Source organism: Roseibium sp. SCP14 (assembly GCF_040329475.1).
Classification (GTDB): Bacteria; Pseudomonadota; Alphaproteobacteria; order Rhizobiales; family Stappiaceae; genus Roseibium.
The window spans coordinates 1,276,874-1,297,419 of the sequence record NZ_JBDZYH010000001.1 but is presented as its reverse complement, the minus strand read 5'-3'; the positions used below and the strand labels follow the sequence as shown (position 1 = coordinate 1,297,419).

Sequence of the window (20,546 nt, the reverse complement as noted above, 5' to 3'; positions counted from 1 at the left end):
GGCGCCGCGTCGTTCGCGTCAGCCGAAGGCCGGGCTAGTAATTCGCGAAATTGCGATCATCACCGCGCCGATGAATATGAGTACCTGATTTTGCATGGCAAGGGACATAGCAGTACTTGGGAAACGAATAAAGGGGCATATTGAGCCCCACACCCTCAGATACTGGCTGTAGGAGAATTTTAAAGCCTCACGGTTAGATATCCTGTCTGAACAGGACATGGAGCCAGTCATGATTGAGGTATTGCGAGACGGGCGCTGGGCGAACCGGGACCGACTTCTGCCGGCAGCCTGGATGGCAATCGCAACCTATCTCATCATTCTGGTCTATCTCTATGGCGTATCCGGCCAGGTTACGACCGCAGACAACATCATCCGAAGTGATTTCCTGAGTTTCTGGGTGGCTGCACGCGAGGCCTTGTCAGGTGTACCCGAAATTCCTTACCTCATAGACCGGTTTTCAAATATTCAGGAAGCCTATCTGGGCGAAGGGCAGTTCTTCGCGTTTTTCTATCCGCCAACTTTTCTTTTCCTGATCCTGCCCCTCGGCGCCATGAGCGCGATGTTGGCCTTCGTGGTGTTCCAAGTGGTTAGCCTCTCGATGTCAGGGTTTGCCTGCTCACGCATCACGGGCAACTGGCACGGATTTCTGGTGATTGCGGCGCTACCTGCCACTTTCAATTCTCTGTTTCATGGTCAGAGCGCACTCTTGTGCGCCGCATTGCTCGGTGGCGGTCTAGCGGCCATTGCTCAACAGCGAATGATACTTGCAGGTGTCTTTATCGGTCTCCTGACCATCAAACCTCAAATGGGTGTTCTCATTCCCTTTGCGCTGCTTGCAGGCGGGTACTATCGAACCTTTCTCTCTGCCGCCGCGACCACGGTGCTCTTTGCGCTCATAAGCTGGATTGCGTTCGGAACCGATACCTGGAGTGCATTTCTTGATCAGACAACGTTTGCCCGCGAGGTGATGAGCAAGGGGCAGGTAGAGTTTTACAAAATGGTGTCGGTCTTCTCAGCAGCACGCCTCGTTGGTCTGCCAATTGCTGCAGCATACCTTGTTCAGGGGCTGGTTGGTCTTGGGGTGTTGATCGTCGTGTGCAGGGTCTGGCACGGCAAGGCACCGGTGGAAGCCAAGGCGATCGTGCTTGTTGCCGGAGGTTATCTGGTGACGCCCTTCGTTCTCTCCTACGATCTTGCAGCTCTCGCTGTCGCGCTTTCCTTCGCCATTCGCCTGACGGGTGGCAGGCAAACAGCTTCCTGGATGTGGACGCTCACTGCGGTGGCGCTTCTGGTTTCGATTTGCTCGCGATACTTTGGCGAGGTGACGTCCATTCCGATTGGATGGATTGCTCCTGCAATCTTCTTCTGGGTCGGGCTCGTGCTGAGCCGTCAGGAAGATACCCGGCCTCATCCAGCTGCGCTTCCTGCCGCGTAATCTAAAGTGTCGGCTGAAGACCTCGGTCGGATCAGGATAGGTTCAAGGTAACCGAACATGGATAATCTTGAGGCATTCTGCGCTAAAGGCGGCAAAACGGTGCAGGATCGCAACTCCGGATGATAGAAACTCAGCAAGACCGGCTTCAAGACGAAGTCGACATGAGCTCGAACCAAGGACTTTGGTCGCGCGCCGTGCAGTCCGGAGCTTGCCTGTATTCCAAGTGAATTCTCGGCCATTCAGCACAAGTTGTCAGGCTCAGATGCGGTTTTCGGCTTCTTTTTCCCGCCCACTTTTCAGCTCATTCAAGGCATCTTTGCCCTGCTGCCTTACAAGATGGCTTGCGCGGCATTTGTCGGCCTGACCACCGGATTGCTGTGTGTGTTCTGTCGCTTGATCACGGGGAGCTGGCTGCGGCTGCGTGTCTTGTTCTTGTGCCAACAACGCTTTTCACGGTCGGAACGCTGCCCTGACAGCTGCGCTTTATGCGTTGTTTCTGGTTGGTGTGGAACGAAATCGGTTGATCTGGGCGGGGATCGCGCTTGGGATTCTGACGATCAAACCGCAATTGGGTGTTCTGGTGCCGATTGCCCTGATCGCAAGTCTCAATTGGAAGACATTCCTGAGCGCTTCCGTCACCACGCTGGCTTTTGCAGGTTTGAGCGCGGGCATGCTCGGCGTCGGCGTTTGGCAGGTGTTCTGGCCGCAGGCGCCGGTCGCCACAATGGTGATGGAGCTTGGCGGTGTCGAATGGGCCAAGACGGTCTCCATTTACGCGAGCTTCCGTCAGATGGGCCTTGGTCATACGCCGGCACTCCGTGTTCGACTTGTCGTCTGTCTTGTTGCGCTTGTCTGTGTCTGGATTGCCTGGCGCCGGACCGATGGCATGGCTGTCCGAGCGCACGTACTGGCCGGTGCAACTCTTCTGGTCACGCCTTTTGCGTTGTCTTACGACCTGACGTTTCTGGTCGTGCCGTTTGCGTTTCTGGTCCGGAAGGCTTGAAAGACGGCTTTCTGCCCTATGAGAAAATCGCGCTCGCGGCCGTGATTATCTTGTCGGCGTCAACCAGCCCGATTGCCATCTGGTTGGGAATTCCCATCGCTCCGCTGTTACCGTTGGCCGTCCTTTGGCTCGGACTGCGTCGCCTTGTGCGTGATGTCGGCAGGGAGCGCTCGTCAAGCGGCGTTGATCAGATTTCGGGAACCGTGTCGATCTGATCGTCGAATTTCTTCTTCCGTTCCCGATGGGCAATGTAGAGTCCGCTGCCGATAATGAGTGCAATACCGATCCAGGTCGGCCCGTCCGGGAAATCCGAAAAGACGAGATATCCGAACAGTGTTGCGCTGACGATTTCGACATATTGCAGTGGCGCCAGGAGGCTCGCCGTTCCTCGCTGAAACGCGGCAACGACCAATCCGTGCGCAGCGAACGAAATCAGGCCGATCATGAAGAGCAGGCCTGTCTGGGAACTGGTTGGCCGGACAAATTCCATATCTTGGACTTGGAAAAACGCACCGAATAACAGTGCTCCGCCAAGCAGCAACGAGGCGGACAGACCGGCGCTGAACTGTATTGTCAGCAGATCGTCTGTAACCGGGTAAAGCCGGTTGATGACGAGGTAAAAGGAAAACAGCACTGCGGTGCAAACCGGCAGCAGGCTGACCCATCCGATTTCGGCAATGTTGGGCCGCAAGATGATGATGGCACCCAGGAGCCCGACGACAATCGCGCCGACCCGCCGGATACCAACTTGCTCCTTCAGCAGAAGCGCGGCGAGAATGGTCAGGATCATCGGTTCGACAAAGAAGATTGAGATTGCGGTTGCCACCGACATGTACTTCACGGCTGTGAAGAAGCTGAGCGATGCCAGTGCAAGAAGGATGCCGCGAAGGTAGTTGATGAGCGGTTGCTTTCCCCTCAGCCGAGTGAGCCTGCCGCTGGCCAATGCCAGGACAAGGCAGATGAGAAACTGGAAGAAAAACCGGCCGAAAGTTATCTCCAACGCAGGCAGCTCCGCCGAAAGATACTTTGCAATGATGTCCATCACCGGGACGATCAGCATCGCCAGGGTCATCAGCAGAATGGCCAGAAGCGGGTTCTGTTCGATGGAGGCTGATGCGGTCGTCCGGGTCACGCGGCTAGATCCAGGAGTTTCAAATCGATTTCCGACAGGGGCTGCAAGGAGGCGAGAGCTGCTTTTGCTTCCGCGCTGTCCTTGTCCATCTGTGCAACCAGCTCGTCAACGGAGTTGAATTTTTCTTCACCGCGAAGATAGGCGATCAGATGTACTCTGAGCGTCTGTCCGTAAAGGTCACCGGAAAAATCGAAAAGATGAACCTCGAACTGTGCTGCTCCGTTGTCGAAAGTCGGGCGGCGGCCATAACTGGCGACACCGTCATGCCAGCCATCCCCGGTTTTCACCTTCACGGCGTAGATGCCGTGACGAAGCGGGCAGTTTTCGTCAAGACTGAGGTTCGCCGTCGGATAGCCCAGATCGCGGCCGCGTTTGTCGCCGTGCTGAACTTCCGCATCGAAGAACCAGCGATATCCAAGCAAGGAATTGGCGTGCGGAATATCGCCACTGGCAAGGCCGTCGCGAATTCGGGTTGAGGAAATGACTTCGGCTCCCTCATCCTCTTCCCGCTGGACGATGGTCACGCCAAAACCGTGGTTGGCACCCGCTGCGCGCAGATAATCCGGCGTGCCCTGGCGAGCCCTGCCGAAATGAAAGTCGTATCCGGTCACCGCGTGTGAAATACCGAGCGTGTCGATCAGAATGTCCTGAACAAAGGCATTGGCTTCTATGCCGGCAAATTCCTTGGTGAAGGGAAGGATCAGCGCACCGTCCAGTCCGCAAACCTCCAGCATCTCGACCTTCAGTGCAGGAGGCGTCAGCCGGTAAACCGGCCGGGAAGGATTAAATACTGTGCGCGGGTGCGGTTCGAAGCTCATCGCATAGACTGGATGATGGGTGCCGTGCCCCAGTCCCAGTGCGGCATCCAGCACGGCTCTGTGGCCGCGATGCACGCCGTCGAAATTCCCGATTGCGACAATGCCGCCCTTCAGCTCTTCCGGAAAAGAACTCAGGTTCTCGATGACCGAAAACTTGGTGGGTTGAGACGGACCCATATAACAAACCTTCGCGAAACTGGCGGCCGGTGCGGCTCGGGAAAGACGTCAAGAGGGCGAATTCGCGTCAAGGAGAATTCGCCCGCTGGCGTGGAACCTGCCGTCAAGAACCACAAAGGTCAAGTTCGGGTTTTCAAGGATAATTCCAAGTTCGGTTCCGGCGCCGCTAGAGCCCGGATCTGTCTTCGTCCCGGCTCGGCACCTTGACCAGAGCTTCGCCCTCGAGCACCACCGTGTCTTCAACACTGCAGATACAGGAAAGTCTCGCTCGATTGCCGCGCTCCATGAGCTCTTCAACGGTGACGATCACCTTGACATCATCGCCGATTTTCACAGGCGCCTTGAAGTTGAGCGTCTGGGAAAGATAGATCGCCCCCGGTCCGGGAAGACGGGTTCCCAGAACGGCAGAGATCAGGCTGGCGGTATACAGTCCGTGTGCAATCCGGGTCTTGAACGGTGTACGGGCGGCAAAGTGTTCGGATAGATGAATCGGATTCCGGTCACCGGAAACTTCCGCAAACCCGACCACATCAGAAGAGCTGACATGCTTCACGAGTTCTTCGCTCATTCCGGTTTTCAGATCTTCAAAACACAGTTTTTGCAGTTCGAGCATTGCGAATTCCGCCTAGGGTCATCTTTTTTAGACTCTGTGAGACGCTAGGCCTCGCAAGGTTTTCTGGCAATTGTGCTTTGGGCGAACAAAAAAGTGCTTGCTATTAACGGTCTTTTCAGGGGGCGCGGGTAAATTGCTTTGAGTGTGGGGAGGTGAGGACACGTAATGTGTCGCTCTCCTTCAAGGTCATATCGCGTATCCACCGGCCCACGGCCAGGGGCCACGCAAATTGACAGTATGGAGTAGACTATGGCCCTTGATCTTCAGATGCCGGTCCTCGTGGTCGATGACTACAAGACGATGATTCGCATCATTCGGAACTTGCTGAAACAGCTTGGCTTCGAAGACATCGACGACGCCGCGGACGGCACCGAAGCATTGGAAAAAATGAAACAGCGCCGCTACGGCCTGGTAATTTCCGACTGGAATATGGAGCCGATGACCGGTTACGAACTTCTCAAGCAGGTTCGCGCCGATTCCGGTCTCAGCAAAACGCCTTTCATCATGGTGACGGCGGAATCCAAGACCGAAAACGTCATCGCTGCCAAAAAAGCAGGCGTGAACAACTACATCGTGAAGCCGTTCAACGCTCAGACGTTGAAAGGCAAGATTGAGGCAGTCTTCTCCGACTAAATTCTTGCACTCGGCGGAGAACGCGACCAGCGCTTCTCCGCCGGCGCGAGGCGGACTTTCTTGATCGGCACGGTTTTGCCATGCAGGCTGGCCGGGTCAGTCTGGGTGTATCCGGAAAGTAATTGCGGTGTCTGTTCAACAGTTCCGCACATCGGAGGTGCTTTCAGTATGGAGAGGCTAGACCTGATGGCCAATATGAAACAGGAAAACGTTGCTCGCGTTATCGATTTCCTGGAAGAAAACAAAAACCGCGACGGTGAAGTTTCTCTGACGGATGTGATGCATCTGGCGGAGGTCATGTCCGGATCGATGTATGATTTCCTGTCAACCGTTCAGCCGGCGGTGACCGAAGAATTGACTTCGATCGCCAAGGAAATCACGCGCATGAAGGAGGAAATCTCCCAGTTGCGCGCCAATGACATGACCGGCAACAAGATCCCGGATGCCGGGCGTGAGCTGGATGCGATTGTCGAGGCAACGGAAGAAGCCACGAATACGATCATGGAAGCGGCCGAAGAGATCATGGGGGCTGACACCAGTGATACTGAAGCCTACCAGGAACTGGTCAGCAACAAGATGATCGGAATCTTCGAAGCCTGTACGTTTCAGGACATCACGGGGCAGCGCATTTCAAAAGTCGTTTCGACGCTGCGTTACATCGACGAGCGCGTTTCATCCTTTATCGAGCACCTGCGTATTCCCGAGGAACTCGATGCGGCGCTTGAAGAGAACGAAGAAGAGCGGCGCAAGCGCGAACTCATCCTGCACGGACCGCAACACACGGGTGAAGGTGTCTCTCAGGACGATATCGACGCTCTGCTTGGCGATGCTCAAGCGGATATCGACAAGCTGTTTGATTGAAATTCCTGACGGAAGTCAGAAAAAAGGCTGCCGGATGGCAGCCTTTTTTGTTGTCCGGGTTACCACCAGAGCCTTGGCAGGGCGGCGCGGGCGCGCAGGCCTTCTTCTGTCAGGCGACGGCGAATGAGGTGTTCTTCTGGCGCATCGCTCGGACCGAAGTCGGAAGCATGAATTCCGGCGGTGATGAACAGGACATCGATATCCTGAGCAACGGCGCCGCGGACATCGGTGGGCAGACCGTCGCCGATCGCCAGAACGTCTTCCTTGGTGATCTCCTCGCCAACAAGTCCTTCCAGCCGTTTCATCGCGACCTTGTAAATCGGTGAATGAGGTTTGCCGAGGATTGTCACTTCGCCACCGAGATCCTCGTAGAGACGGGCCAGAGCACCTGCGCACCAGACGAGGCGGTCTCCCCGCTCCACAACAATATCGGGATTGGCGCAGATCATCGGCAGTTTGCGGTCGGCAAGCTTCTGCAGACGGTCTCTGTAGTCGTCAGGCGTTTCGGTCTCGTCATCCACCAGACCGGTACAGCTGATCGCTTCGGAAATCTCGTCGTCTGTCGTGAAAGTGGCTTCCAGATCCCAGTAGAGCGGCTGGTCCCGATTGGGGCCGATATGCAGGATTGTCTTGCTGCCCTGTGCGACCAGAACTTCGCGTGTCACATCACCGGACGTGACGATGTAGTCGTAAGCTTCCGTCGGCACGCCCATATCGGAGAGCATTTCACCAACCTGCTTCGCCGGACGCGGTGCATTGGTGATCAGGACAACCTTGCCCCCTGATTCCTCACGATAGGCTCTCAATGCCTTGTGGGCATCTTCAAATGCGGCAACGCCATTGTGCAGCACTCCCCAGACATCACACAAAATGCCCTTGTATGAGGGGGCCAGGGCGTGCAGCCCATCAACAAGAAGCGGTGCAGAAACGGTCATGTCGGGTCACTCGGATAACAAAGGGTCTGGTAAGCTCTGGAAAGAATCGAGACAAACTCGGCGCGGACCATATAGGAAGAGGTCGCGGTGGGAAACCGAGTAGAGGAAGTTTCATGCAAGTCAGGCAACTTGGCGAACAGGTGATCAATCAGATCGCGGCCGGCGAGGTTATCGAAAGACCGGCCAGCGTGATCAAGGAACTGGTCGAAAATGCCGTCGATGCCGGTGCGACGAATATCGAAATCGTCACCGCCGCAGGCGGCAAGACTTTGATGCGTGTTGCAGACGACGGTGCGGGTATGCGCCAGGACGACTTGCGTCTTGCGATCCGCCGTCACTGTACGTCGAAGATCTCCGACGACGATCTGTTCGACATTCGTACGCTTGGGTTTCGCGGCGAGGCACTGCCATCGATCGGATCCGTTGCACGGCTGGCGATCCAGACGCGGCACGCCGAAGAGGATCACGCCTGGGCAATCGCTGTCGAAGGCGGCAGGGAACAGCCGATTGTTCCGGCGGCCAGAACCAGGGGAACCCAGGTGGAGGTGAGGGACCTGTTCTTCGCCACGCCCGCGCGCCTGAAGTTTCTGAAATCAGATCGGGCGGAAGCGTCAGCGATCACCGAGATCGTCAAACGGATCGCGCTCGCCTATCCGCAAATCGGACTTTCGTTGTCCGGCGCAGACCGTCAGGCGCAAAGCTGGCCGGCCGCGCGCGGCAGTGAGCCGCATCTTGCGCGGATCGCGCAGATCCTGGGACAGGATTTCGTCGACAACGCAATGGAAATCGATGCGGAGCGAGAAGGTGTCGGATTGACCGGGTTTGCAGGGCTGCCGACGCATCATCGCGGCAATGCGCAGCATCAGTTCTTCTTTGTGAATGGTCGTCCGGTCAAGGACAAGCTGCTTCTCTCCGGACTGCGGGGCGCCTATGCTGATGTACTTGCCCGGGATCGGCATCCGGTCGTGGTGTTGTTTATCGATCTCGACCCTGCTCAGGTAGATGTGAACGTGCACCCGGCCAAGGCCGATGTTCGTTTCAGGGATGCTCAACTGGTGCGCGGGCTTCTTGTCGGGGCGATAAAGCATGCTCTGGTACAGGCAGGGCACAGGTCGTCAACGTCCAATGCAGCGGTAGCGCTGGATGCCATTCGGGCTCAGGGCACCGGTTTCCAAGGTGCCTCATCAGGTGGCTATGCCGGTCCGGGGAACGGGGCCGGGAGCGCACCGGCCTACCGGCACCCGGATCCGGGACCGCAGTGGAAGGCGGACGCGTTTCGGCCGCTGGATCCTGCGCCCACCCACGCAGCGGGGTTCTCCGAGCAGCCACAACCGGCATTTCAGGGCCAATCCGGTCTTGCGAACCTTGCGGTGCCGTCCGCGGATGCAAGGGCAAATGACGTACCGGTCGAAGCTGAAAAGACGCAGTTGCCGCTGGGAGCTGCCCGCGCTCAGGTGCATGAGACCTACATCATTTCCCAGACCGACGATGGCGTTGTCATCGTCGATCAACACGCTGCACACGAGCGCCTGGTCTATGAGCGTTTGAAGGAGGCTTTGGCCAAAAAGGACGTTTCCCGGCAAATTCTCCTGATCCCTGAAATCGTGGAACTGCCGGAGGAAGACGCATCTCGTCTGGCCGACAGAGCAGAGGATCTTGAAAAGGTTGGATTGAGCCTTGAGGCCTTTGGTCCCGGTGCAATTGCTGTCAGGGAGACGCCTGCAATCCTGGGGGACATGGACATTCAGGGCATGGTTCGAAACCTGGCGGATGAGCTGGCCGAATGGGACACGGCGGACGGCCTCAAGGAAAAGCTCGATCATGTTGCCGCCACGATGGCATGTCATGGCTCCGTTCGTGCTGGCCGGCGCATGCGACCTGAAGAAATGGATGCGCTGCTCCGCGACATGGAAGCAACGCCGCTTTCAGGCCAGTGCAATCACGGCAGGCCCACCTGGGTGGAACTGAAACTGTCGGACATTGAAAAGCTGTTTGGCCGCAAGTGATCCATTGGTTGATCGGCGGCGGTATGTTGTTCGTAACAAGAGCCAGATAAGAACGTAGGGAGCGCGGAATGGCCGAGACCGAAACAGGAAACAGGGGCACCACGGCAAACGGTTCCAAGGGGTTCTGGCCCCGGACAAGGAAGTTCCTCTTCAGTCTCGTTGCGGTGGTCGCCGTCTTCTATGTCCTGGCCGCGTCCTACATGTATCTCAACCAGCGCGGCTTCGTTTTCGTCCCGAGCGGCGAGTTGGCGGCGCCTGAGGAAAAAGGACTGGAAAACGTCGCGGTCGAAACCGTCAAGATGGCGGATGGCACCAGCATAACCGTCTGGACGGCACAGCCGGCACAAGCCGGTGCACCGACAGTGCTCTATTTTCACGGTAATTCGGGCAATGTCTCAACGCGTTGGAAGAGATTCAAGCAGATCCTCGACAGCGGTTTCGGCCTCTATGCACCAAGCCACCGCGGCTATGCCGGCAGCGAAGGCAGCCCGTCCGAAGCTGCGATAATTTCCGATGCACTGGAGCATTTCGACAAGGTCACGGCTGTGGGTGGGCCGGTCATTGTTCACGGAGAAAGCCTGGGAACCGGTATTGCCACCGCGGTTGCAGCGCAGCGCCCCGACGCGAATCTGCTGGTGCTTGAAGCGCCATATACTGCTCTGGTCGATATGGCCTTTGAGCAGTATCCCTGGTTACCGGTCAACTTGCTCATGAAAGACCAGATGCCGACCCGTGAGCGCATTGGTGATGTGAACGCACCGGTTTTGATCATTCACGGCACGGCCGACCGGGTCATCCCCGTCGAACATGGACGCCGGCTGTTCGAGCGCGCGCCAGACCCCAAGGAACTTCTGATCGTTGAAGGGGTAGGACACAGTGACCTCTGGACGAACGGTCTTTGGCAGGCGGTGCTGAAGAAATGGAATGAAACAGGCGCGGATAGTCCGGCGTCCTGACCTCCGCTATAGAGCCAACGGCGTTTCAGAAGCAAAAAAGCCCCGGAGTGGATAACCCGGGACTTTTCGTTTTTGAGGTGCGCCTCAATCAGAATGTGCGCTGGAGGCGGAAAGTGCCGTAGATCTCGGACGTGTCGCTCAAACCGGAGGTGCTGTTGAAATCGACGCTCCGGTACTGCAGTTCCGGTCCCATGATGAAGCCGGAGACAGGTTCCCAAACGATGTTGCCGGTCGCATCCCACTGAGTGAAGTCGTATGCGCTCGTGCCGCCATCAACATTGTGATAGCCACCTTCGATATTGGCTTCGATCGTGCTGGTAAGACCGAGATTGATGCCACCGAAGACGTTCCAGGTCTTGGTTGTCTTGGTGCTGCTTCCGTTCCACACGGCATCGGTGATGCGGCTGTCCCAGCCGGTGGAACCGTAGGCGCTTGCACCGTCCGTGTAGACTGCCTGCAAGGCAACACTGCCACCATTGGCAAGCCCGCCGAAAAGGAATTCGACACCGCCGCCGATTGCCCAGCCAAGTTCGTCCTCGGAACCGCCGGTGATGCCGTTATAGGTTGCATTCGGATAGACCTGGTGGATGGCGCCCATGACCTGGGCTTCACCCCAACCCTGGTTCACACCGAGCGCTGCGACAAAGTCCGGCATGCGGGTGCCGCCATATGGCTGTGTCCCGTTGTTGAGACCGAGGCTTGTTTCACGGCCCGAGCGGTCTTCAACGGCAATCGTTGCATTGAAACCGTTGCCGAATGCAAATGTGTACGCTGCCTGCTCGAGGGTCGCGTCGCTGTAGCTCTCGATTTGGGCGTTGTAGGAGTAGCCGGTGAAGAAATCGAAGTTCGAGCTGTTACGGCCTGCCAGCAATCCACCCCACTGGATGTAGGCCTTGTCCATGGTGAATGACGTGTTGTCGTCATTTGTCGCAGTGCCATACATCTCGATGAAGCTGCGCAGTGTGCCGAATTCGGTCGCTGTGCGTGCATCTAGGTAAAGATATCCGCGGGCCCGCCACTGGTAGCCGTCGGTGTCACGGTCGCCCCAGGCGTTCGGCGCATCGCCGAAATTGCGAACGCGGAATTCGGTCCGTACCCGGCCACCTACGCGCAGGCAGGTCTCTGTGCCTGGAATGTAATAGAAACGCGCGCCATAGGCGTCGCAGATGCGAACGTAATCGACGGGCTCAGGCGCTACCGGCAAGTCAGCGGCCTGAGCCGGGTTGGCGGCGACGACGAGACCGGCAAGTGCCCCGAGAACAGCAAAACGAGTCATTTGATACTCCGAAAATGCGCAATTACCCCCTTGATCAATATGCAGGTGTTCGCCGCCAATTTGGATATCCAAAACAATCTAAAATTGCTCGCGCGGTGCAATTCGCGCCCTATGTTGCGTTTGTGCCACGCAGTATTTTTCCGGATGCTGCGGCCTGTTCGGACAGCTTGTTCTCTCCGGGCTGAACAGGTCTATCGCTTCGCCTGGAAAAAGGATTTCAGCATCTGCGCGGCGCGGCTCTCGCCGAAACCGGAGTAGACTTCGGGTGCGTGATGACAGGTCGATTGACCGAAGAACCGGACACCGTGGTCCACCGCACCGCCTTTTTCATCGCCTGCCCCATAATAAAGCCGCCGGATGCGAGCGAAGGAAATGGCCGCGGTGCACATCGGGCAAGGTTCCAGGGTCACGTAAAGATCGCAGTCCGGAAGACGTTGAGAACCGAGTTTTTCGCAAGCTGTTCGCACCACCAGGATTTCCGCATGGGCGGTTGGATCATTCAATTCCAGAGTTCTGTTGCCGTCGCGCGCCAGCACTTCGCCTTCTTTCACCAGAACAGCACCCACAGGAACCTCGCCACGCTCGGCAGCCTTTTCGGCTTCCTCGAGGGCGAGGTCCATGAACGATGTCCGGGTCTTATCCATAGGTGGCAAGGTCATTGATTTCAGTACGTTGATAAGTTTGATCCGTGTTGTCACCGCAAACGATGCAGTCCATTCTTCGGCGGGCAAAATAGACGCTAATCGACAGCTATGCATTCACAAATGGGCGCCTTTGCAGAAAATGGTGGCAACAAGCGATTCCCGAAACGGTCAGGCTCTGCTATGACGCGCTCATGACGACACGAAAAACACCCTCCAAGCGCCCCGGTCCCTCAAGAGACCGGAGAGGCGACAATCGCGCAACGGACAAACGACGCGCGGCACCCAAGGGCGCCCGCAGGGCAGATCCGAAGACTGCAGAGAAATCTGTCCAGAAGGCTGCTTCAGTTTCTGCTGCGCGTGCTTCCGACGATACGGCCGATCGCGGTGAGCGGATCGCCAAGGTGATGGCGCGCGCCGGACTGTGTTCCCGCCGGGAAGCCGAAACATGGGTGGAGAACGGTCGGGTGGAACTGAACGGCAAGGTGTTGACGACGCCTGCGATCACCGTGACGCCGAACGACAAGGTTCTGGTCGATGGCAAGCCTTTGCCGACCCGTGAACGCACGCGGCTGTGGCTCTATCACAAGCCGCGCGGTCTGGTGACCACCAACAAGGACCCGGAAGGAAGGCCGACGGTTTTCGATAGATTACCGGACGAATTGCCCCGCGTTCTCACGGTCGGACGGCTGGACATCAACACCGAAGGCCTGTTGCTGCTCACCAATGACGGCGGACTGGCACGTGTGCTTGAGCTGCCTTCCACCGGCTGGTTGCGCCGTTACCGGGTACGTGCCTTTGGTAAAGTAACCCAGGCAGATCTCGACGGGCTGAAGGAAGGTGTCGCCATCGAAGGCGTTCTTTACGGTGCGATCGAAGCAACGCTCGACAAGGAGCAGGGTGGCAACGTTTGGATGACGGTTGGCCTGCGTGAAGGCAAGAACCGTGAAGTCAAGCGTGTCCTGGAGCACCTGGGCCTGGCGGTGAACCGACTGATCCGAGTTTCCTATGGCCCGTTCCAGCTCATGGATCTGCCGGAAAATGACGTTCGCGAAATCCGCGGCCGGGTTCTGCGCGATCAGCTTGGCGAAGCCCTTGCGGAAGAGGCCGGTGCGGATTTTGATGCCCCGATCTTCCACCAGCCCAAGCAGGAGGAAGAAAAGAAAACTTCCACCTCGAAACGCGGTAGCAAGCCGGGCAACCGGGAAGGCGGCCAGGGCAAGTGGCTGACGGCTCGGGAAGGAAAGTCGGAAACCGACCGGCGCAAGGCGGCCAAGTCCGACCGCACGGATGAGAAGAAGAGCAAGCGCAAGAACGCAGGTCCCAGACGGGAAAAGGTCTCGCCGCGTTCCCAGTTCCGGATGACTTCCGAACCCAGGTTGCGCAAGGACTACAGCGAGGAAGCCCCTGCACCGCGGAAACGCCGGATCTGGGGCGAAGACGGCCTGATGGACGACAAGCAGCAGGAAAACCGTAATGGGCGCGACCGAAAAGGTCGTGACGGTCCGCCAAAGGGCGGTCGTGGTCCTCGCGGCGGTGATCGTTCGTGAGAATTGTTGCCGGACGCTTCAAGGGGGCGGCTTTGGCCACTCCGAAGTCGCAGGGAACACGGCCGACAAGCGATCGGCTGCGCGAGACGATTTTCAACATTCTCGCGCATGGTCTGGATGTCGATCTGGACGGCCTTCGGGTGCTGGATCTGTTCGCCGGTACAGGTGCGCTGGGCTTTGAAGCGATCAGTCGCGGGGCGCGTCACTGCACTTTTATCGAAGAAGGTGCGGAAGCTCGTGGCGTCATCAGGCGTAACATGGAAACGCTCGGCTTGAACGGCGCGGCGAAAATCTTTCGCAGGGATGCAACCCGCCTTGGAGCGTCAGGAACGATTGAGGCATTCGATCTGGTGTTTGCCGATCCTCCCTATGGCAAGGGGTTAGGTGAAAAGGCGCTGTCGTCCGCTGCATCGGGCGAGTGGCTGAAACCCGGAGCAATCTGCATTCTGGAAGAACGCGCCTCTTCTGAAATCGAAGTGCCTGACGGGTTTGAGGAACTCGACCGGCGTCATGCTGGCGATAGTCAGGTGGTTTTCTTCAGATACGGATCTGCCGGTTAATCCGGCGGCAGCTACGCGCCGCCAGGCATCATGATGTAAGCAGTCTTCTTGAGCGGCAGGCTGGACCGGCTGACCACCAGTTTCGGTGTTTCCGCCTGCACGATCTCGTATCCGGCTTCGCTCGCGCGTCCCAGAAAAGCCTGTAAGGCGCCGGAGAAGTGAAAGTGCATTGGAATAACCAGTGCCGGACCGATGCTGTCGAGGACATCCATGAGACTGTCCAGGCGCAGGGTCGTTGAATTGTCGATCGCTGCGAATACGACATCAATCTGGCCAAGTCGGGTCAGGTCTTCCTGGGTAAGCCGATGGTGAAGGTGCCCCAGATGGGCAATGCACAGGTCACCCACTTCGAAGATGAAAATGGAGTTGCCCAATCTGCGGGTCTCGCCATCCCAACCACGGATGTTGGTCTGAATGTTTCGGATGTGGACGTCTTCAACTGTCAGTTCGTGATCGATAGGGCCGCCTTGCGGGTTCCAGCCATACAGCAGATGCTCGATTTCCGGGTCGGGGTTCATTGAAAAGTGCGTGCTATGTGCACCGTTCATGGTTGCGACCGTCGGAGGCAGGAACGGACGGACGCTGTCGTTGTAATCAGTTGCGATGCGCACGCCCTTGGGTGTTTCGAGTTCAAACGTCGAGTGCCCGATATAACGGATCTGGACTTCACCTGCTGCGAGGGACGCTTGCCAGACACGCGCTGCACCTGGTGCCGTCTTATGAGGAGCATCGGCGACAAGCTGACAGATGGCGAATGCCGGAGGAGCGAAAACGGACAGGATCGCGACCCAAATGACTGCAATCGCTAGAGGTCCGATCCGAAGGATCGGTTTGAAGAAACGTCGCATTGCCAAAACATCTCGATCCATGGCGCCCGATCCCTGTTCTCGTCGCATGATGTTAAGTGTAGGGGGATGAGCATCCACGGCAAGCGGCTTCTGCGTTTCCTGCAAGTGAATGCAGCGCTGGATCGTTTCAGCAAAGAAAACGGCAACCGGCTCGCGCAGTGGATCTGCGAAGGCGGTTGCCAGAGGTGGGGGCGGGTGGGAGGAAGAACCAGCCCCGGGATGAATTGTCTAAACCAGGTGAAGGCTGACGGGGGCCTTGCCTCCTTTGGTCAGATTGTCCGAGGTGCCGTCGGTCGAATTGCCGGCCCGCATGGCCTGGGCATGTATCAGCTCACCGGCATAACCGGCTTCCATCGACAGGCTTTGTGGCGTGCAAAGCGCGGCAAGGGAAAGTCCGAGCCGGCGCAAGTGGGAACGCTTGTAGCAATAAACCGCCAGCGCCGCGCGCTGGTTCTCGCTCAACTGACCGCTCACGTCTGACACGGCATTGCAGGTGGCGCTCAACAGCCGTTCAAGATGATTATCCGAAACAGGACAGGTTTCTGAGTCTGTTGGATCCGATAGCCCCATCGGTCTTCTCCTTAAAATCAAGGAAAAGTATTTAGCGATTTTATTAATGCATTATTAAGTTCGAGAAAGTGTGAAATAAACAAGGGCGGCATAGTCAAAAGTGCCCATGCTGAAATTAAGTAAGTTCCTTGGTTTTCTCGAGAACTGCAGCCAGCTGTTCTTTGGTCGATGCCCTCAAAGGCTCGGCCTGGTCCAGGATCCGTTCTGCCTTCATGAAATCAAGGACCCGGATCGTATCGTGAGGAGGACGGACCAGAATGTCCGGCTGATCGATTTTGAGCTTCTGGGTTGTAATCGTCTGCATGAGGATCTGGGATGAACCAAACAGGGAATCCAGCATGTTGATGTCTTCCCGCTCCTTGCGCGGTACGGGAACGCCGACAACATCGACGGCGATGACGATGTCACAACAATCGCGAAGGCCGTCAAAGGGAAGTGGATTGACGACACCACCATCGATCAGGAACCGATCGCCGTGGCGGACCGGACGGAAAAGTGCCGGGATGGCAATGGAAGCAGCAATGGCCGGAAGCAACGGGCCGGACTCGAAATCCACCTCCTGGCAGCCATAAAAATCGGTTGCCAGCAATCGCAAGGGGATTTCCAGATCCTCGAACCTGTCCGGCAGGTATTCCGAAATGAAAACTTCCAGAACGCGCAGCGGATCGAATTGAACAGGGCCTGAGCGGAACATGTCGGCAAATCGCTTCGGCCGGAGCTGCCACAGTCTTGAAAGAACGCTGTTGTTGTCGGCAAAGATTTCCAGAACAATCTCACGGATGTCCTGGCCGCTGCGGCCACTGGCGTAGGCAGCTCCCAATATCGCGCCGATGGAAGTTCCGGCGATTTTCGTCGGTCTCAAGCCGAGATCATCCAGTGCTTCGAGAACCGGAATATGCGCAAGTCCCCGCGCGCCGCCACCACCGAGAGCCAATCCGATACGTGGCGATGAAGTAGGACCAGAAGTCATCTGAGTTGCATCCCGATTGACATACACATTCTGGCAGATGGGGGGCGAATAGCCTTTTGCCAAGCGTCAGGGTGACGCGGAAGGGGGCATTCTACCGTCGGAAGAAGTTCAGCCGGTCTGCCTAAATGACAAAATAGAGATCATCGGCGGACTCGGACATCCATTCCGTTGCCTGCTCAAATGTCATCGGCTTCGAAATCAGATACCCCTGAATGGAGAAGTCACCCATCATGCGTAAGCGGTCATATTGCGCTTCGGTCTCGACGCCTTCGCACACAACGCCGATGTTGAGCGAGCGAGCCAGATGAATGAGTTGATTGACCACGGCTTCCTTCTTGGGATCGTCGAGCATTTGCCTGGTAAAGGAACGGTCGATTTTCAGCCCGTTGATCGGAAGGTCCGCAACGTGGGTCAAGGAGGCATATCCGGTGCCGAAGTCGTCCAGCTCGATATGAACGCCAAGCTCGAAGAGCTCTCTGAGTGTGGTCAGATGACCGGCAGGAGTGTCGTTCAGAAACACCGATTCCAGAACTTCCGCAGTAATTCTGTCCGGGTCTATTTCGTATTTTTGCATACCCGCCTTGAAATGCTCGACCAGCATTCCGGAGGCAAGATGCGAAGGTGAAATGTTCACCGAGACGCGGCCGAATTCAAGGCCGGCATCCAGCCAACTCCGGGCGGCAGCCAGCGATTTGTCGATGACGAGTTCGCCGATGAGCGGTGCGAGATTGGATTTTTCAACGATCGGCAGGAAGTCACCGGGAGCGATGATGCCTTTTTCCGGGTGATCCCATCGAATGAGCGCTTCGATGCCGGTGACCGTCTGTGAGCGAAGGTTCACCTGCGGTTGGAAGACAAGGAAGAACTGATCGTTCTTGATCGCCTGGTTAAGCTCGCGCTCGACCTGGGCTTCCGTCTCGCTGTCGGCCTTCATGTCCGGCTTGTAGAACGTCAGACGGTCCTTGCCGTTTTCCTTGGATTGGTAGAGTGCCAGATCGGCATTCACCAGCAAGGTATCAAAGTCTTCGGCGTCCTCCGGGCACAGTGCAATACCCATGCTCACAGTTGGCCAGAAGCGATTTCCGCTGAACTCCATCGGCATGCGCATGAGCCGCCGCGCTCGCTCGCATAACTCGTTCGGGTCGGAGTGATTGCTGTCCGCGATGATGACAAACTCATCGCCGCCCCAGCGATAAGGGGTGCCGAGGCCACGAGACACTTCCCGGAGCCTACGGCCTGTTTCTTCAAGGCAATGGTCACCCGCAAGGTGTCCGAGCGTGTCGTTGACCCGCTTGAAATTGTCCATGTCGACATGAACGAGGAATGCCGGTTTTTCCGCACGTGCAAAGCGCTCCTTGGCATCCCGCTGACAACCAGCGCGATTGGAAAGCTTGGTGAGCGGATCGAAATAGGCAAGACGTTCGGCTCGTACCTTGGCTTCGCGGGTTTCCGTCTCCCGTTGCACACGTTCCGACACATCATTGGCGATGGCGACAAAGAGATTGCGATCGTGATCTTTCAACAGCTGGACCTGCAGATCGACTGGATATTCGCTGCCATCCTTGCGCCGATGAAGGCTTTCAACCGTGAGGCTGTCCCTCTTGCCGCTCAGCAACGGCTTGACGTTCCGCTGTACCTTGTCCTGGTCATAAACAGGATTGATGTCCCAGATGCGCTGTGACTTGAGCTCGTCGATATCGTAGCCGAGGTTCTTGAGTGCGCATTTGTTTGCGTACTCGATCTGAAAGGTTTCGGCGTTCAGGATGTAGATCTCGTTTAGGGACGATTCCAGGATATTGGCCAACAGCTTGCTCTGTTGCTCCGCCTTGACGCGATCGGTAATGTCATGGATCGTGCCGATGACTTTCCGGGCTTTGCCTTCCGGTCCGGGCAGCACGTAGCCGCGCACGTGCAAGAACCTAAGCGTCTCCTTGTCCAGCATGAGGGAATGCTCGAAATCAAACTCTCCGCAGCTCTCAACGGCATTGCGAACCATCATCTTGGTCGCCTGAAGTTCGTGCGCAGGTATCCGCTCGTAAACTTTCTCAATGATTTCCGCCGAAGTAAGATCAGGCGAAATGTTCATGATGCGGAAGTACTCTTCAGTACAGTGCACCTCGTTCGTCTCTATGTCGCGTTCCCAGCTGCCGACGCTTGCAATGCGCTGTGCTTCAAGCAGCTGAACTGCGTTGTGCTCCAGCTTGTTTGTATATTCGACTACTTCCGCTTCCAACCGCTCACGTTGCAGCTGGACGGAGGACTGAAGTCTGGCCAGAAGGCGCCGGATGACAAGCCAGGACAGGGACGCCAATCCAAAACCGGCAATCAGCGAAAACAACGTACCTTGCAAAAAGGCCCAGACATTTTCGGATATGTCTTTGACCAGAACCAGCTTGATTTGCTGGTCTCTCTTGCCGGCCAGGATCGGCAGGTCCCGGATCATGAAGACTTTGCCGTTCTGCAGGTAGAACCGGTTTAGTTCCTCTATGCCCGCGGTTTTTGCATTAAGCGCATCGAACTTGAAGCCGGCGGGTCCCAGTTCGCCGATCACCTTGTACCTGCTGGCTCCGGAATTCAGAGCGCCGGTGTCGGTGATTTCGCAAATCTTGACGATCTGGGCGTTTACCGCGGAACTTGCCAGCGCAAGAGATCGCTCGATATCGATCGAAAGTTTCAGATATCCGAGAAGTTGCCCTTCCGCAAACCAGGGCCGCAAGACGCTGAGAACGACCTTGTTATTCTCGTCGAGTTCAATGCCATTGGACTTGCTGAAAAGACTGGCAGGCAAATCTTCCTGATGGGCCGGATCGGACAGGCTGGAGACGGTCGCGCCCTTCGCCCTGTAGAGCAGGTTCTGGTTCGCGGAATAGATCGCGAACTCGGAAATATCGAGGGCTCCGGACTTCTTGGCAAATACACCGTCGGCAACCTTTCTGATTTTTGAAAGATCTCCCCGTCGTATGGCGCTCTGCAACGTTGCATTTTCGCTTATGTTGTCAGCGACCTGGTCGAGCGTTTCGGAGCCGAGAGCACTCTGCTGCATCAGCAAACGCTCGGCAGTAGCGGCAATCAGGTTTTGCGGCTCGTTCAGGTTTCGGTATTCGGAGACAATGTTCTGGACGGTAAGAACAAACACTGTCAGACACAGGAATGACAGAAAAACCATACGAAGCGGTTTTTCGAACTGAGTGTCGTCGGCACGCCAGCGGTTGAGGGCGCGGTCCAGGAAAGCGTCAAGACTGGTGAGGCGCAATTTGCCTCTCCTCAGACCGCCTTTATCTCCTAGATTTTTCTTGCCCACACTTTGCACCCATGCCCCGACAGCCGACGCTGCTTTCTGACCGGCAAGAAGGGTTGATTGTCCATGTTTTGACACTCGAAAGTGGAAATCGACTGCTAACCGCTCTTTGCCAATTTTCTCAATAACTTGAATTTCTTAAATTGTGTTGAATCGGTTTCTTAAAGAGCATTAAGATTAAGGGCCGATCAGACTGGGGAAGAACAGCTGATCTTGATGATTTCCAAGAATTCGGACCGGGTGCATCGGTTGAAATTAAGAATA

The 20,546-nt window shown here is 56.7% G+C and carries 19 protein-coding genes; 9 read left to right on the top strand and 10 right to left on the bottom strand.

What is annotated here, in order from left to right; genetic code table 11:
- Positions 1-229 precede the first annotated feature (229 nt).
- From ABLQ08_RS05955 to ABLQ08_RS05945, 3 genes are all read left to right on the top strand, one after another.
- A complete protein-coding gene (locus ABLQ08_RS05955; RefSeq protein WP_352940198.1) occupies positions 230-1,435 on the top strand; it encodes a glycosyltransferase family 87 protein in 1,206 nt (401 codons plus the stop codon).
- A 421-nt stretch (positions 1,436-1,856) separates the two neighbouring features.
- Positions 1,857-2,438: a glycosyltransferase family 87 protein gene (locus ABLQ08_RS05950; protein WP_352940197.1), complete on the top strand. Its 582-nt coding sequence runs from the start codon at positions 1,857-1,859 to the stop codon at positions 2,436-2,438.
- Entirely contained in the window at positions 2,435-2,653 is a 219-nt protein-coding gene (locus ABLQ08_RS05945) for a hypothetical protein (RefSeq protein WP_352940196.1), read from the top strand. The genes ABLQ08_RS05950 and ABLQ08_RS05945 overlap by 4 nt, the downstream gene beginning before the upstream one ends.
- Here ABLQ08_RS05945 and ABLQ08_RS05940 read toward each other — a convergent pair.
- The 3 genes from ABLQ08_RS05940 to ABLQ08_RS05930 all read right to left on the bottom strand — a co-directional run bounded on the left by ABLQ08_RS05940 (position 2,626) and on the right by ABLQ08_RS05930 (position 5,178).
- Positions 2,626-3,570, bottom strand: coding sequence for a DMT family transporter (locus ABLQ08_RS05940; protein WP_352940195.1), 945 nt, complete (start codon positions 3,568-3,570; stop codon positions 2,626-2,628). The two genes, ABLQ08_RS05945 and ABLQ08_RS05940, sit on opposite strands and share 28 nt — an antisense overlap.
- The gene (locus ABLQ08_RS05935) at positions 3,567-4,565 is read right to left on the bottom strand and encodes a bifunctional riboflavin kinase/FAD synthetase (RefSeq protein WP_352940194.1); all 999 of its coding nucleotides are present in this window, start codon (positions 4,563-4,565) and stop codon (positions 3,567-3,569) included. The genes ABLQ08_RS05940 and ABLQ08_RS05935 overlap by 4 nt, the downstream gene beginning before the upstream one ends.
- Before the next feature lie 166 nt (positions 4,566-4,731).
- Entirely contained in the window at positions 4,732-5,178 is a 447-nt protein-coding gene (locus ABLQ08_RS05930) for a MaoC family dehydratase (RefSeq protein WP_352940193.1), read from the bottom strand.
- Between the two features lie 249 nt (positions 5,179-5,427).
- On the opposite strand from ABLQ08_RS05930, the gene ABLQ08_RS05925 reads away from it, so the two are divergent.
- Together ABLQ08_RS05925 and ABLQ08_RS05920 are read left to right on the top strand one after the other, a co-directional pair.
- Entirely contained in the window at positions 5,428-5,811 is a 384-nt protein-coding gene (locus ABLQ08_RS05925) for a response regulator (protein ID WP_297587525.1), read from the top strand.
- A gap of 186 nt (positions 5,812-5,997) precedes the next feature.
- A complete protein-coding gene (locus ABLQ08_RS05920; RefSeq protein ID WP_352940192.1) occupies positions 5,998-6,672 on the top strand; it encodes a protein phosphatase CheZ in 675 nt (224 codons plus the stop codon).
- A gap of 59 nt (positions 6,673-6,731) precedes the next feature.
- On the opposite strand, the gene ABLQ08_RS05915 is transcribed toward ABLQ08_RS05920, so the two are convergent.
- On the bottom strand, positions 6,732-7,607 hold the full coding sequence (locus ABLQ08_RS05915) for a TIGR01459 family HAD-type hydrolase (protein ID WP_352940191.1): 876 nt from the start codon (positions 7,605-7,607) through the stop codon (positions 6,732-6,734).
- Positions 7,608-7,720: 113 nt separating this feature from the next.
- Between ABLQ08_RS05915 and mutL the strand changes: the two genes are divergently transcribed.
- Together mutL and ABLQ08_RS05905 are read left to right on the top strand one after the other, a co-directional pair.
- Positions 7,721-9,613, top strand: coding sequence for a DNA mismatch repair endonuclease MutL (mutL, locus tag ABLQ08_RS05910; protein ID WP_352940190.1), 1,893 nt, complete (start codon positions 7,721-7,723; stop codon positions 9,611-9,613).
- Between the two features lie 68 nt (positions 9,614-9,681).
- Positions 9,682-10,569, top strand: a complete 888-nt coding sequence (locus ABLQ08_RS05905) for an alpha/beta hydrolase (RefSeq protein ID WP_352940189.1) — start codon at positions 9,682-9,684, stop codon at positions 10,567-10,569.
- A gap of 88 nt (positions 10,570-10,657) precedes the next feature.
- Here the strand turns inward: ABLQ08_RS05905 and ABLQ08_RS05900 are convergent, their stop codons facing one another.
- Together ABLQ08_RS05900 and ABLQ08_RS05895 are read right to left on the bottom strand one after the other, a co-directional pair.
- Entirely contained in the window at positions 10,658-11,845 is a 1,188-nt protein-coding gene (locus tag ABLQ08_RS05900; protein ID WP_352940188.1) for a porin, read from the bottom strand.
- Positions 11,846-12,036: 191 nt separating this feature from the next.
- Positions 12,037-12,489 (bottom strand): nucleoside deaminase, encoded by a 453-nt coding sequence (locus ABLQ08_RS05895; RefSeq protein WP_352940187.1) that lies wholly within the window; start codon positions 12,487-12,489, stop codon positions 12,037-12,039.
- 191 nt (positions 12,490-12,680) lie between these two features.
- Between ABLQ08_RS05895 and ABLQ08_RS05890 the strand changes: the two genes are divergently transcribed.
- Positions 12,681-14,036 (top strand): pseudouridine synthase, encoded by a 1,356-nt coding sequence (locus tag ABLQ08_RS05890; protein ID WP_417714891.1) that lies wholly within the window; start codon positions 12,681-12,683, stop codon positions 14,034-14,036.
- Positions 14,033-14,596 (top strand): 16S rRNA (guanine(966)-N(2))-methyltransferase RsmD, encoded by a 564-nt coding sequence (rsmD, locus tag ABLQ08_RS05885; protein WP_352940186.1) that lies wholly within the window; start codon positions 14,033-14,035, stop codon positions 14,594-14,596. Before ABLQ08_RS05890 ends, rsmD begins: the two co-directional genes overlap by 4 nt.
- A gap of 11 nt (positions 14,597-14,607) precedes the next feature.
- Here the strand turns inward: rsmD and ABLQ08_RS05880 are convergent, their stop codons facing one another.
- The 4 genes from ABLQ08_RS05880 to ABLQ08_RS05865 form a co-directional block, all read right to left on the bottom strand.
- Positions 14,608-15,465, bottom strand: coding sequence for an MBL fold metallo-hydrolase (locus ABLQ08_RS05880; protein WP_352940185.1), 858 nt, complete (start codon positions 15,463-15,465; stop codon positions 14,608-14,610).
- Positions 15,466-15,672: 207 nt separating this feature from the next.
- Positions 15,673-16,014, bottom strand: coding sequence for a hypothetical protein (locus ABLQ08_RS05875; RefSeq protein WP_352940184.1), 342 nt, complete (start codon positions 16,012-16,014; stop codon positions 15,673-15,675).
- A 115-nt stretch (positions 16,015-16,129) separates the two neighbouring features.
- Positions 16,130-16,984: a patatin-like phospholipase family protein gene (locus ABLQ08_RS05870; RefSeq protein ID WP_352940183.1), complete on the bottom strand. Its 855-nt coding sequence runs from the start codon at positions 16,982-16,984 to the stop codon at positions 16,130-16,132.
- 121 nt (positions 16,985-17,105) lie between these two features.
- Entirely contained in the window at positions 17,106-20,237 is a 3,132-nt protein-coding gene (locus ABLQ08_RS05865) for a sensor domain-containing protein (protein ID WP_352940182.1), read from the bottom strand.
- Positions 20,238-20,546 lie beyond the last annotated feature (309 nt).